Origin of the sequence: Stenotrophomonas sp. TWI1151, from assembly GCF_039673135.1 — a bacterium.
Lineage (GTDB): Bacteria > Pseudomonadota > Gammaproteobacteria > Xanthomonadales > Xanthomonadaceae > Stenotrophomonas.
Map to the genome: position 1 here is coordinate 1 of NZ_JBDJLA010000014.1, position 14,027 is coordinate 14,027.

Consider the following 14,027-nt stretch of genomic DNA (forward strand, 5'->3'; position numbering starts at 1 on the left):
GGTTGGGGCCGCCCTCGCCCCGCGCCCCCCCTACAGCATTGTGGCGTCGCGCACCCCCCCCCCCCCCCCCCGCCACTACCGATACCATCGCGCGCGATTACGCCGGCACACCGGGCAACGGCACCACCGCCCGTTTCGCGGTCAACGTACTGCCCACCGAGGCCACCACCGTGCAGCCGATCGCCGCCCACTGCAGCGTGGTCAGGTGCTCGGCGAGCAACCCCATCGCCAGCAGCGCGGCGACCGCCGGCTCCATGCTGATCAGGATGCCGAAGGTCTCCTTCGGCAATCGCTTGAGCGCCATCATCTCCAGCGACATCGGTATCGCGCTGGAGACGATCGCCACGCCCAGCCCGAACAGCAGGATCTTCGGATCCAGCAGTGCCATGCCCGCGTGCGCCACGCCGACCGGCACCACCACCAGCGCCGCCGCGCACAGCCCCAGCGAGACCGTGTGCCCGGCCGGCAGATGGCCGGCACGCTTGCCGAAGATGATGTACATCGCCCAGCACACCGCCGCGCCCAGGGCGAACATCACCCCGGCCGGATCCAGTGGCTCGCCATGGCCCAGCGGCAGCAGCAGCAACAGCCCGACCAGCGCGCAGCCGACCCAGACGAAATCGACCGGCCGCCGCGAGGACCACATCGCCACCGCCAACGGCCCGCAGAATTCGATCGCCACCGCGATGCCGAACGGGATCGTGCGCAGCGCCATGTAGAACAGCAGGTTCATCACCCCCAACGTGATGCCATAGCGGAAGATCGCCCCCGCATCCGCGCGCGAGGTGGTCCAGCGCCACGGCCGGAACACCATCAGCAGCACCAGCGCCGAGAAGCCCACGCGCAGTGCGCTGGTGCCCTGCGCACCGATCAGCGGGAACAGCTGTTTGGCATACGAGGTGCCGACGGCCAGCGAGGTGACCGAGCCCAGCACGGCCAGGGCGGGAAAGAACGTAGAGAGGCGGGAGGTCGACATGCGCACAGGATATTGCGGATCGCCTGCCGACGCCGCCTTGCTGCTGGCCCTGACGGCGGCCTCGATGTGCCGCGCTCGGAAGGCGTGAACGTTGCCCGGGCGGAGCTACCTGCGTCAGCGCGTGGCCGACAGCGCAGCATCGAACAATGCCGTCGCTTCCGTGATCGCGGCCCCGTGTGTGGCCTGCTTGTCAGCCGCCACCTGGCAGAGTGCGCCGACGCGCGTCTGGCCCAAAGCGGTGCAGCTGGACAGGAAGTCGTAGTGTCCCACCGCCGGCAAGGTGGTCAGCGTCGCCTTCGGAAGTGCCGAGGCAGCCACGTCGCTGTTGGTGGCCGGCGAGGCCACGGTGTCGGCTGCACCGACGATGATCGAGACCGGCGGCCTGACCTTCTCCAGTTCCTCCGGGGCGAAGGCCTGCACCATGGCCGGCGCAATCAGGAACACGGCGTCCACGCCTGGGATGGCGCGATCCTCACCGGCCTTGGCCACCCATGGGGCCAGTTCCGGTGTGGCTGCAGCCGCCATCCGGCGGGCAAGCGTCAGCGCCGGGTTCTCCGCCTGCGGGGCGCATACCCCATCGGCGGGATATGCGCGGCAGAATGCCAGCAGCCGCTTCACGTCCGGGCGTGCGCCCGCGGCGACCAGGGCAGTGAACCCGCCGGCCGAATAGCCCGCGATGCCCAACCGGGTGGCATCGATCTCCGCGGCCAGCGCCGGGTCGGCCTGCACCGCGGCCAGCGCGGCAGCCAAGTCATCCACGCGGTTCCACATCAGGATGCTGCCGGCCTCGGTCATCGGGTCCACCCCGTTGTTGCCGGGATGATCCACGGCGATCACCACGTATCCGGCCCGCGCCATCGCGGTGCCGAACCAGCCCATCATCCGGGCACTGCCACCGTTGCCGTGCGAGAGCAGCAGGACCGGCCAGCGTCCTTTGGCGATGGCGGCATCGGCGGCCGCCGTACCGACCTCGAACAAGGGCGCCCCCGGCGGGCCGATCGTCAGCGCGGTTTCCTGCGCATCGGGCTGGGCCGGATACCACACGGTGTAGCGCACGTTGTCGCGGTGGTCGGCATCGCGCACGGCCGCACTGGGCGTATGAGCAACGCCGTGCCGCTCGCCAACGGGCGGCACGGCCCCAGCGGCAAACAGGGGCAGGCACAGCGCCAGCAGCGCGGCACAACAACGGGCGGTCATTCGCATGGGTCAATCTCCTTGAGGTGCAACGTGTCGGCCAGCGGCAGCCAGATCTCCACCCCGCCGTGGCCGCTGCGGTCATCGAAGCGCGCGTCGTAGCGCTCCAGGTCCGGTGCGTCGGCCAGGGTCAGGCCGGACGCCGGCAGATAGTCATTCAACAGCCAGAACCAGGTGGAGCGGATCGCGGAAATGTGCCCGGCATGCCAGGCCACCAGATACTCGCGGGGCGCGATCGAGATCGCCTGCCAGCCGGCGGGCACGGGCGCGGAGGCAGGGATCTCCACGCCGGCGATGTAGTCAAAGCCGCCGTCAGCGTCATTGTTGCCGCACACGCCGTAGGCGATCTGCGCGCCCAGCCCATGCGCCTCGTCCAGGCGCTGCCATTGCGAAGGAATCGATGCGACGGTCGCGGCGGTATGGCGTGCACCGATGCCGGCCACGCGCAGGGCACCGCGGTGCGCGCGATGGGGTTCGATCGTGCAGGGTGTCGAGGGATCGATCAGCTTCAATGCCTCGACCAACACCATGCCGGCCAGCCCCTGCTCGCGCACCTGCTCGGGCGAACGTCCGAACTGCTCGGAAAATGCGCGGGTAAAGGCCGCGTGTGAGGCGTAGCCGGCAGCAATGGCCACCTCGAGAATGCCATCGGCCCCGGCCGCCAGCTGGTGCGCGGCGTGGGTCAGCCGGCGGCCTCGCAGATAGCGCACCACCGAGGTGCCGGTGGTGAGCTGAAACAGCCGCGAGAGATGGAACGGTGACAGCCCCACCACGCCGGCGATATCGGCCAGCGACGGGTTTTCAGCGAAGTGGCTTTCGATGTACCACAGGGCCCTGCGTGCCGCACCCATACCGCCAGATCCATGCCGATGAACGGGACCGCAGCGTAACCCAGCGCCCGCCGCGCCATTTGATCGTTCTTGCTGTCCGCTGCAACACGCCGCGCCTGTTGTCTCAGCCCCTCACCGCCGCTTCGATGGCCGCCACGTCGATCCTGCGCATGGTCATCATCGCCTCGAACGCGCGCCGGGCCACGGCGGGGTCCTTGCTGGTCACCGCGTCGGTCAATACCCGCGGGGTGATCTGCCAGGACAGGCCCCACTTGTCGCGGCACCAGCCGCAGGCGCTTTCCTCGCCGCCGTTGCCGACGATCGCGTTCCAGAGCCGGTCGGTCTCGGCCTGGTCATCGGTCGCGATCTGGAAGGAGAAGGCTTCGCTGTGCTTGAACGCCGGTCCGCCGTTGAGCCCGAGGCAGGGAATGCCGGCGACGGTGAAATCGACGGTGAGTACGTCCCCCTGCTTGCCGGAGGGGAAGTCGCCCGGTGCGTGATGCACCGCGTGCACCGCGCTGTCCGGGAAGGTGGCGGCGTAGAAGGTGGCGGCGTCCAGCGCGGTACCGTCGAACCAGAGGCAGATCGTATTCTTGCTGACCATGGGCATCTCCTGCAGCGGAGGAAGGCGGCCTGGCCTGCGCGGGGCCGCCGAATCGCGCGGAGGCTCAGGCTGTCCACCCAGCGCAGGCTCAGGGTAGCGACGGGGCTGTTAACCCAGCGCGCGGGTAGCTCCGGCGACGCACGAGGCGCGCCTGCGCCCGCGGAGGCTCGGCAGCGGGAAGTATGAATACGAGAGCGCCTGAAGTCGCCGGCCTTGCGCATCGGTGCCGATGTCCAATGCGGTTGATGATGCGAATCATTGCTATTACCATAGTGTGATCCGGGTCGCGCAAGGGATGCGTACCCGTGAACAGTTATCGAGCCCGCGCCGGGTCACCGCCCCCGCCAGCCGCTTCCTGCCCCCACCCGCTCCGCCGCAGGCCACCCAGGACGCCGGCCTTGCCCGTTGCCGCCTTTCTGGAAACGCCGATGACCCGCTCCGCCCACGTGCTGTCCCGCCCGTCGATGCACCGTCGCCCGCTGCCGCAGGCCTTGATGGTGGCGCTGTGCGCCCTCGCCGTTGCGCCTGCGTTCGCGCAGGATGCGACTCCTGACGCCACCACCCTGGACAAGATCGTGGTCAAGGGCGAGCGCGCCGAAGGCTATTCGGTCCGCCGGACCTCGGCCGGCACCCGCTTCGATCTGGCCCCGCGCGAGATCCCGCAGTCGGTCAGCATCATCAGCCACCAGCGCATCGAAGATCAGAACCTTGATGACATCATCGACGTGCTGGCCAACACCACCGGTGTGAGCAGCACCCAGTCCGATACCGAGCGCACCGAGTTCTATGCGCGCGGTTTCTACATCGACAGCTACCAGTTCGACGGCCTGCCGACCCAGATGGTGCAGAACTGGAGCTACGGCGATTCCGGCCTGGACCTGGCCCTGTATGACCGCGTGGAAGTGGTCCGTGGCGCCACCGGCCTGCTGAGCGGCGCCGGCAACCCGTCTGCCTCGGTGAACCTGATCCGCAAGCACGCCGACAGCGCCGAACTGACCGGCAACGTGTCGGTCAATGTCGGCAGCTGGGGCCGCACCCGCAGCACGGTGGATGTAACCACCCCGCTGAACGCCAGCGGCTCGGTGCGCGCGCGCGTGATCGGCAGCTACCTGGATACCGAATCGCAGATGGACCGCTACGACCAGCACAAGACGCTGGGCTATGCGGTGATCGATGCCGACCTGACCCCGGACACCCAGCTGAGCGTGGGCTACGACTACCAGCAGAAGCGCGCGAACGGCGCGACCTGGGGTGGCTTCCCGATGCTGTTCTCCGATGGCAGCCCGACCCCGTTCGATGCGTCCTTCAGCGCCAACCCGCGCTGGACCTACTGGGATACCACCAGCAAGCGCCTGTTCGCCACGCTGGAGCATGCGTTCGCCAACGACTGGAAGGTCAAGCTCGGCGCAACGCACGACACGACCAAGGCCGATGACAAGTTGTTCTACCCGGCCTACAACGACTGGACCAGCGGTGCATCGCTGCTGGACAAGACCACCGGTGCCGGCGTTACGCCCTCGGCAGGGTTCTACAACACCGAGCGCAAGGTCAATGCGGTGGACGGCTTCGTGGAAGGTCCGTTCCAGCTGTTCGGTCGCGAGCACCAGTTCATGGCCGGCCTGAGCTACAACAAGCGCGAGTTCGCCAACTACGGCGACTACCAGATGGGCTGGGCGCCGCTGGACAACTATCTGGCCGGTGTGGCGGATTTCCCCGAACCGAACTGGGTCGGCACCCTGCCGCTGCAGAGCGAAGGCACCATCACCCAGAAAGCCGGCTACGTCGCCACCCGCCTGTCGCTGGCCGATCCGCTCAAGCTCATCCTGGGCGCGCGCTACACCGACTGGAAGAGCGAAGGTGAAGGCGATGACCGTTCGCACAAGGTCACCACTCCGTACGCCGGCCTGGTGTTCGACATCAACGACACCTACTCCACCTACGCCAGCTATACCGAGATCTTCCAGCCGCAGACGGCGCGCGACCGCAGCGGCAGCTACCTCGATCCGGTGGACGGCAAGAGCTACGAAATCGGCGTCAAGGGCGCCTGGTTCGACAATCGCCTGAACGCCTCCGTCGCTGCGTTCCGCATCGAGCAGGACAACGTCGCACAGGTCACCAGCGAGCTGATCCCCAGCCGCCCGGGTGAGTTCGCCTACATCGCCGCGCGCGGCACGGTGAGCCGCGGTTTCGAGTTTGAGCTCAACGGCGAACTGGCGCCGGGCTGGAACGCGACCTTCGGTGCCTCGCGCTACGTGGCCAAGGACATCAACGATGCGGACATCAACACCAACCTGCCGCAGACCACCATCAAGCTGTTCACCAGCTACACCCCGCAGTCGCTGAGCTCGCTGACGGTCGGTGGCGGTGCCAACTGGCAGAACGGCATCTACTATCCGGTGCCGGCCTATGGCCGTATCGAGCAGGGTGGCTATGCGCTGGTCAGCGCGTTCGTGCGCTACCGCATCTCGCCGGCGTTCAGCGTGCAGGCCAACCTCAACAATCTGCTGGACAAGACGTACTTCTCGCAGATCAACGGGTACGGCGCGTACGGTGATGGCCGCAATGGCGGCCTGACGTTTACCTGGTCGTTCTGATCGGTCATTGATCGCAGCGCGTCACCAAGGAGAGCCGGGCATTGCCCGGCTCTCTGCGTTTTGCACGATGCGCAACGGCCGCGCGGCGCCGCACGGCCAGACCTCGGTAGTGGGCGCCCCGGGGCGGCCCCGGGAAGGACAGCATAAATACCGCCCGGGTGGCGGGCGCCGGGCGGCCCCGCTGGGCCTCCCCTGGTTTTGGCGGGGCGGGGGCGGGCCGCCAATTTCACTCTTAACGGCCCGCTTGGGTGCGGCCCCGCGCCCGGCACTACCTCAACGCCGCGCGCGCTGCGCCAGATCATCACGGCCTGGCACGCAGCAGCGCCAGTCCAAACCCGATGAAGATCGTGCCGACCACACGGTCGAACACCTTGCGCAGCCCCGGCTTGGCCAGATGACCGGCCAGCCCGCGGCCGCCGGCGGCGTACACCCCGTACCAGAACATCTCCATCACCGCGAAGGTCGCCACCAGGATCACGAACTGCGGCAGCTGCGGCTGGGTGAGATCAACGAACTGCGGCAGGAACGCCGAGGCGAAGAGCAGCAACTTGGGGTTGCTGATGCCGATGATGAATCCATCGCGGAACAGCACGGTGCGTGAACTGGGCACCAGCGCCGTGGTGCTGCCGACGTCGATCGGCGCATCACCGCCGCGCCAGGCCTTGATCCCCAGGTACACCAGGTACGCCACGCCCGCGTAGCGCAGCACGTCGAACACCATCGGCGAGGCCTTGAGCACCGCGCCCAGCCCGGCGGCGGAGATCGCCAGGGCCAGTACCAGCGCGGTCAGGCAGCCGGCCATGGCGGCGATACTGCGACGGAAACCCACGCGCACGCTGCGGGTCATCACGTGCAGCATGTTCGGGCCGGGCGTGCCGCACAGGACGAACACGGTGACGGCGAAGATCCACCAGGTATGCAGGTTCATGGCAATGCCGTTCAGGAGAGGTAGTGCCGGCCGCTGGCCGGCTCCCCATGATGCCTGACGCAGACAGCACCGGCATGCCAGGCACGCGCGGTGGCCGGTGTGCGCAACGCGTTTGTCCGTCCCTGCACGCAGCGGGGCCTGACCGGTACTGCTGCAAGCCGGCACCGGGGCGCCCTGATGGCGCCCCGGTGTGTCACCTTCGCATCAGCCCGCGATCAGAACCGCAGGTCCGCGCGCACGTACCAGTAGCGCCCGCGCGGAATGTCGTAGGTGGACGCGTCATAGCCGTTGAGCGAGCACGACAGGCAGATCGGCGGATCCTTGTCGAACACGTTGTTCAGGCCGGCGCTGAGTTGAAGACCCTTCATCCAGTCGACCTTGTAGCCCACCTGCATGTCGTGGAAGGTGGTGGCCGACAGTTCGTTGGTGCCTTCGGCCTGGTTGCTGCAGATCGGGAAGGCGGCCACATCGCCGCACTCCTCGGTGAGCTTGGAGATGTGGCGCACCGTCCAGGAGGCGTTCCAGTTGGACAGGTTCCAGCTCAGCGTGGCATTGCTGGTCCACTCCGGGATCGAGCTGTCGGCCACTTCCACACCCGGCTCCTGCGGCTGCTTCTGGCCGGCTGCCCCCAATGCCTCATAGCGGCCGACGAAGGTGTTCTGCCAACCGAGCTTGAACTGCCCGATCTCCGTCTGCGGCAGGGTCCAGAACAGATCCACGTCCCAGCCATCGGTCTTGATCGAGCCCAGGTTGGTCAGCCGGTTGTTGAAGCTGCTGACCGCACCAGTCGAGGCGCGGGTGATGCCACTGCAGTACAGCGGGTCCAGCGTGTCCACGCACAGATCAAGCTGGGTTTGGGCGTTGATCGCCTGGATCGCGCCTTCAATGTGGTGACGGTAGAACGTCACCTCGACATCGAAGCGCTCCGACCAGGACGCGTTGCTGCCGAACCACGGGCTCCACACGAAGCCGGCGCTGAAGCTGCGCGAGCGCTCCGGATCCAGTTCCGCGTTGCCGCCGGTGGTGACCGATATCTGCGAGTTGGCCTGCTGGAAGCCGCCCGGCACGCCAAGCGCCGCACAGTTGGCCGCGCTGCCACGCGGCGGCGTGCCGCCCAGACCGACCGAGCAGGGATCGAACAGCTGCAGGTCGGCACGCGCGGCCGAGCCGTACAGCTCGCCGATCGACGGCGCGCGGAAGCCTTCGGCATAGCTGGTGCGCAGCACGAAGTCGTTGGTCACCTGCCAGCGCAGGCCGTACTTCGGGGTGAATTCGCCGCCGAAGGTGGAGTAATCCGAGTAGCGCCCCGCCAGGCTCAGGTCGAGCTTTTCGCCGAGCGCGCTCTTGGCGAAGATCGGCACGCTCAACTCCAGGTAGGCCTCGTTGACATCGTAGGAACCGGAGGTCGGCAGTGACGGCACGCCGTTGTAGTGACCGATCACCGTCAGCGGATCCGGATCGTAGCGGCCCTCGTACTTGCGGTACTCATAGCCAGTGGCGAACGAGACCGGGCCGGCCGGCAGGGTGAAGAGCTCACTGCTCAGGTTGGCGGTGAACAGGCTCAGCTCGTTCTGGCTGCGGTCACGGACCACCGGCTGGATCCAGCGCAGCATCTCCGGGGTGATCGAGCCGACCCCACCGAAGATGTTCAGCGGTACGCAGCCCGGCGTGGCCGCGCAGATGGCCGGCTCCCCCAGCGCCATGTTGACCTTGTAGATGTCGTAGCTGCCGTAGTTGGTCTGCTCGGCCTTGTTCTTGCTGTACATGCCGTTGAGGTCCCAGAACCAGCTGCGATCCGCGGCCTGGAACTGGCCCACCAGCCCGGTGGCGAAGTACTGGGTGTTGACCTCCTGCTCGTATACGCGCACGCCGCCTTCCACCGGGCGGCGGCCGATCAAGATCATATTGTCCGATGCAACCAGATCGAAGCCGAACGGGTTGTACGGGTTGAGCCCGGAAACCACGATATTGTCCGCCAGCGGATTGCCGGTGGCGCCATCGGGGCCGAAGAACAGCGGCTCGGGTGCGGCCTGGTTGGTGGATTCGCGGCGGTTGCCCAGTGCCTTGATGTACCACTGGATGTCATCGGTGAGGTCGAAACGGAACTGCCCGAAGATACCCTTCCGCTCGGACGGAGTGAGCACCATGTTGTAGTCGGCGAAGTTGAAGCGGTCGGCGGAAGTGAAGCAGTGGTAATCATCGCTGCGGGTGCAGCCGGCACTGCCGTCGTAACGTGGGTTGCTCACCCCGGTATTGGGCACGATGTCCTGCAACAATCCGGAAGTGGGGTCGATGATTTTGAAGCGCCCCTGGGGAATGCCGCCACTGCCGAAGGCCAGTCCGGTGCCCGGGATCGGGAGGCGCGACTGCTCGCGGTCGCGCGCATACACCGGATCCTGCTTGGTCCAGCTGGCGCCCAGGAACAGGCTGTAGCGGTCGCCTCGGGTACCCCACGCCAGGTCCACGCCCTTCTGGGTGCCATCGCCTTTGCTGTACTCGCCGTAGTTCATCGTCACCTGCGCGCCGTCGAATTCTCGGCGGGTGATGATGTTCACCACACCGGCGATGGCGTCGGAGCCGTATAGCGAGGAGGCGCCGTCTTCGAGCACTTCGATGCGCTCGACGATGGCCAGCGGGATGGTGTTCAAGTCTGTCGCCGCGCCCACGCCGGAGGCGGAGGATTCGTTGACCCAGCGGATGCCGTCGACCAGCACCAGCACCCGCTTGGCACCCAGGTGACGCAGATCGACCTGGGCCGAGCCCGCGCCCACACCGCTGCCATCTGGCGGGAAGCCGAAGTTGCCCGAGGAATTGAACTTCGCATTGAGCGCCGAACCGGAGCCGGTCAGCTGCTGCAGCACATCGCCGATCGAGGTCAGGCCGGTACGTTCGATCTCGGTGCGGGTGAGGGTCTGGATCGGCACCTGCCCTCCCACCTCGGCCCGCTTGATGCGGCTGCCGGTCACTTCCACCCGGTCCAGATCGGTCGTGCTGCGGGGCGCGTCCTGCGCGCTGGCCAGGGCCGGCGCAGCCAGCAGCAGGCACAGCGATACGGCAACCGCCAGCGGGCGGTGATGCAGGTTGTTCATTCGCTCTCTCTCCAAAGGAATGTTGGGCTGGGCTGCCGCGCCCCCTGCATGGCGGCAGCGTCTCCTTTGTAAACAACCTGTAAATGTGAAGGAGTGACGTGCGCCTCGCTTTCACGGGAATTCGATAAAACCGACTGCGCAGGGTCCAGCTATGGAGGCATCTCCCGTGCGACGCGTAGGAACGCAAATGTCGCTGTTTTCAAGGGTCGTTGAAGGCATCCAAGGCGGGCGTCGTGCCGCTGCTGCGCGAACGCCATCCGCTTGATGCCAGGATTCGGGTGGCGACCGGAACCTTGGCATTTGCGCCATCCAGCGCGTCGGAATCGGCTTCAGTGCGCAGCCGTTGAACGTCGCCCGCACGGGCATCCACGTGCTACACCGCCCATGATGCGGTGGGATCGCGATCGGCACGTGCTTCCCACGTCCGTGGTCACCCGTGGAGCGATGGAACGGTGATGCGAATGGCGCGCCTAAGCGGCAGCTGTTCATCCTCGAGTCGGCTTGCCCTCACTCCCTTTCACCCCGCGCCGTTATGCTTTCCGGCATGACTCGACTTCCCCTGTATTTCTTCAGCGCGACCGTCCTGCTGGCCTGCACCGGGGTCAGCCCGGTGGCCGATGCCCAGAACCTGGATGCCCAGCGCGCGCAGCTCAAGGCCGTGATCGACAATGCCGAGCGCGGCCAGTTCGATCCTGCCCAGGCGGCGGCACTGAGCAGGCACCCGCTGTATGGCTGGGTCGAATTCGCCAACCTGCGGCGCAACATCGATACCGTCAGCAACGTGCAGGCGCAGGATTTCCTGAAGCGCTACAACGGCCAGGCGGTGGCCACCAGCTTCCGCAACGTATGGCTGCCCGCGGTGGCGCGGCGCCAGGATTGGCCGACGCTGCTCGCCAACTGGACCGACACGACCAACGTCGGCCTGCGCTGCGCCCAGCTCAACGCACGCCAGGCTACCGGCAAGGCCGATGCGCAGTGGGTCAGCGAGGCGCAGGCGATCTGGCGCAGTACCGGCAAATCGCTGCCCGATGCCTGCGATCCGGTGTTCGCGGTGCTGGACGCCAAGGGCGGCATGAACGCCGAACTGCGCTGGGCGCGCATCGATGCCGCTGCCGATGAGCAGCAGCCGGCGGTGATGCGCAGCGCCGCGCGCGGCCTGCCCGCTGCCGACCTGGCGTTGGCCAACACCTATGCCGCCTTCGTCGACAAGCCCAACGCCAGCGCGTTGAACTGGCCACGCAATGAGCGCAGCCGGCGCATCGCCACCGATGGCCTGGCCAAGCTGGCCAAGGCCGATCCCGGAGCCACCGAACAGCAGTTGCCGCAGTACGCCGACGCCCTGCAGCTGAGCGCCGCGCAGCGCGCGCAGGTGCTGTACCAGATCGCGTTGTGGACGGTCGCCTCGTACGGTCCCGACTCCGCCCGTCGCCTCAATGCGGTGCCCGAATCGGCGTACGACGAGCGCCTGCACGAATGGCGCACGCGCGAAGCGCTGTCGCGCGGCGACTGGCCAGCCGCACTGACCGCCATCCGCAAGATGGGCCCCACCCAGCGGGCCGACTCGCGCTGGCGTTATTTCGAAGCGCGCATGCTGGACAAGACCGGCAAACGCAGCGAAGCGCAGGCGGCCTTCCGTGAGGCGGCCCGTGCGGCCACCTTCCATGGCTTCCTGGCCGCCGACCAGCTCGGCCAGAACTACACGCTGTGCCCGTGGGAACCCAACGACAGCGCCCAGGCGCAGGCGGCGGTCGCGCGGGACCCGGCGATCGTGCGGGCGATGGAACTGTTCAAGATCGAACGTGCCGGCTGGGCCGTGGCCGAGTGGAACGATGCACTGAGCCGCTATGACAACACGCAGCGTCGTCTCGCCGTGGAAGTGGCCCGCGACAACGGCTGGTTCGACCGTGCGGTGTTCTCGCTCGGCAAGACCCCGGACGAGCAGCGCCTGTACTCGCTGCGCTTCCCGCTGCACCACGACGACAGCATCCGCCGCGAGTCCGCACGCAATGCCATCGACCCGGCCTGGGTCGCCGCGGAGATCCGTGCCGAGAGCATCTTCAACCCGAAGGCCCGCTCGCCGGCCAACGCCATGGGCCTGATGCAGGTCCTGCCCACCACCGGCGCGGCCGTGGCCAAATCGATCGGCCTGACCAACTACGGCGGCGCCGCCAGCCTCTACGACCCCGACACCAACATTGCCATCGGCACGGCCTACCTGCGCCAGCTGATGAACAAGTACGAGGGCCTGCCCTACGTCACGATTGCCGCCTACAACGCTGGCCCGACCCCGACCGCCCGCTGGCAGTCGCAGCGCCCGGGGTTCGATCCGGACATCTGGATCGAGACGATCAGCTACAAGGAAACCCGTGAGTATGTCGCGCGCATCCTGGCCTTCAGCGTGATCTACGACTGGCGCTTGAACGGCGACGCGCTGCCGGTGACCGATCGCATGAACGGCCGCCTGCAGGTCAAGCGCAAGACCTTCGCCTGCGCGGCCAACGCAGACAAGGGCGGCGACTGACCGGCCCCGGTATGCCGGTTGGCGTCGCCTTGGCCCACTGCGGCATCATGGGCGCATGAAGATCTATCTTGTTGGCGGCGCCGTACGCGACCGCCTGTTGCAGCAGCCCCCCGGTGACCGCGATTGGGTGGTGGTGGGCGCCACCCAGACGGAGATGGAAGCGCAGGGCTACAAGGCCGTGGGCCGTGATTTCCCGGTGTTCCTGCATCCGGACACCGGCGAGGAATACGCACTGGCCCGCACCGAGCGCAAATCCGGGCGCGGCTACCGCGGTTTCGTGGTGGATGCCGACCCGTCGGTGACGCTGGAAGAAGACCTGCAGCGGCGCGATTTCACCATCAACGCGATCGCCTGCGATGAGGCCACCGGTACGTTGGTGGATCCGTATGGGGGCGTGCGTGATATCCAACAGCGGGTGCTGCGCCACGTCGGTCCGGCCTTCATCGAAGATCCGCTGCGCGTGCTGCGTGCGGCCCGCTTCATGGCGCGCTTTGCCCCAGCCGGCTTCACCGTGGCCGAGGAGACGATGGCCCTGATGCAGCAGATCGCCGCCAGCGGTGAGCTTGAGGCACTGGTGCCCGAGCGTGTCTGGCAGGAGCTGCGACGCGCCCTCGCCTCCGCGCGGCCATCCGCCTTCCTGCGCACGCTGCATGATGCCCATGCACTGGGCCCGATCCTGCCGGAGCTGGAAGCACTGTATGGCGTGCCGCAGCGCGCGGAGTTCCACCCCGAAGTGGATACCGGCGTGCACCAGGAAATGGTCAGCGACATGGCCGCGCAGCTGGCCCCGGGCGATGACCTGATCGGCTTCGCCGCGCTGACCCACGACCTCGGCAAGGGCCTGACCCCGCCAGAGGAATGGCCGCGCCACATCATGCATGAGCAGCGCGGGGTGGCCCCGCTGCGTGCCCTGGCCGAGCGCCTGAAAGTGCCGGTCGATCACCGCCAGTTGGCCGAAGCGGTCTGCCGCGATCATCTCAACGTGCACCGCATCGACGAATTGCGCGATGCCACCGTGCTGGAGCTGCTGGCCCGGTGCGACGGCTTCCGTCGCCCGGAGCGGATCGCGCAGATCGCGCTGTGCTGCGAGGCCGACAAGCGCGGCCGACTGGGCTTCGAGGACAGCGACTACCCGCAGGGCACCACGCTCACCCGCCTGCACCAGGCGGCGCTGGCGGTCCAGGCGCGCGACCTGGACCTCACCCACCTGAAGGGACCGGCGGTGGGTGAAGCGCTGGCCAAAGCGCGTACGCGGGCGATTGCGGCGGTGCGTTGACCTACGGGATCAGCC

General features: G+C 67.4%; 10 protein-coding genes. 3 read left to right on the forward strand and 7 right to left on the reverse strand.

The window, feature by feature from the left end:
- Window positions 1–97 precede the first annotated feature (97 nt).
- The 4 genes from ABE422_RS15490 to ABE422_RS15505 form a co-directional block, all read right to left on the reverse strand.
- Window positions 98–976: an EamA family transporter gene (locus ABE422_RS15490; protein WP_346483271.1), complete on the reverse strand. Its 879-nt coding sequence runs from the start codon at window positions 974–976 to the stop codon at window positions 98–100.
- Window positions 977–1,090: 114 nt separating this feature from the next.
- Window positions 1,091–2,179 carry an alpha/beta hydrolase gene (locus ABE422_RS15495; protein WP_346483272.1) on the reverse strand — a complete coding sequence of 363 codons (1,089 nt, stop codon included), beginning with the start codon at window positions 2,177–2,179 and terminating at the stop codon, window positions 1,091–1,093.
- Window positions 2,170–3,021, reverse strand: coding sequence for an AraC family transcriptional regulator (locus tag ABE422_RS15500; RefSeq protein ID WP_346483273.1), 852 nt, complete (start codon window positions 3,019–3,021; stop codon window positions 2,170–2,172). Before ABE422_RS15500 ends, ABE422_RS15495 begins: the two co-directional genes overlap by 10 nt.
- 103 nt (window positions 3,022–3,124) lie before the next feature.
- Window positions 3,125–3,604, reverse strand: coding sequence for a VOC family protein (locus ABE422_RS15505; protein WP_070471854.1), 480 nt, complete (start codon window positions 3,602–3,604; stop codon window positions 3,125–3,127).
- A gap of 428 nt (window positions 3,605–4,032) precedes the next feature.
- On the opposite strand from ABE422_RS15505, the gene fhuE reads away from it, so the two are divergent.
- The gene (gene fhuE / locus ABE422_RS15510; protein ID WP_346483274.1) at window positions 4,033–6,198 is read left to right on the forward strand and encodes a ferric-rhodotorulic acid/ferric-coprogen receptor FhuE; all 2,166 of its coding nucleotides are present in this window, start codon (window positions 4,033–4,035) and stop codon (window positions 6,196–6,198) included.
- Window positions 6,199–6,499: 301 nt separating this feature from the next.
- Here the strand turns inward: fhuE and ABE422_RS15515 are convergent, their stop codons facing one another.
- From ABE422_RS15515 to ABE422_RS15525, 3 genes are all read right to left on the reverse strand, one after another.
- Window positions 6,500–7,126 (reverse strand): LysE family translocator, encoded by a 627-nt coding sequence (locus ABE422_RS15515; protein ID WP_346463457.1) that lies wholly within the window; start codon window positions 7,124–7,126, stop codon window positions 6,500–6,502.
- Window positions 7,127–7,341: 215 nt separating this feature from the next.
- Window positions 7,342–10,215 carry a TonB-dependent receptor gene (locus tag ABE422_RS15520; RefSeq protein ID WP_346483275.1) on the reverse strand — a complete coding sequence of 958 codons (2,874 nt, stop codon included), beginning with the start codon at window positions 10,213–10,215 and terminating at the stop codon, window positions 7,342–7,344.
- 199 nt (window positions 10,216–10,414) lie between these two features.
- A complete protein-coding gene (locus ABE422_RS15525) occupies window positions 10,415–10,585 on the reverse strand; it encodes a hypothetical protein (protein WP_167390394.1) in 171 nt (56 codons plus the stop codon).
- A 174-nt stretch (window positions 10,586–10,759) separates the two neighbouring features.
- On the opposite strand from ABE422_RS15525, the gene ABE422_RS15530 reads away from it, so the two are divergent.
- On the forward strand, window positions 10,760–12,736 hold the full coding sequence (locus tag ABE422_RS15530; protein ID WP_313219591.1) for a transglycosylase SLT domain-containing protein: 1,977 nt from the start codon (window positions 10,760–10,762) through the stop codon (window positions 12,734–12,736).
- A gap of 55 nt (window positions 12,737–12,791) precedes the next feature.
- Complete coding sequence (locus ABE422_RS15535) at window positions 12,792–14,012, forward strand: multifunctional CCA addition/repair protein (protein ID WP_313219590.1); 1,221 nt, start codon at window positions 12,792–12,794, stop codon at window positions 14,010–14,012.
- Window positions 14,013–14,027: the final 15 nt, after the last annotated feature.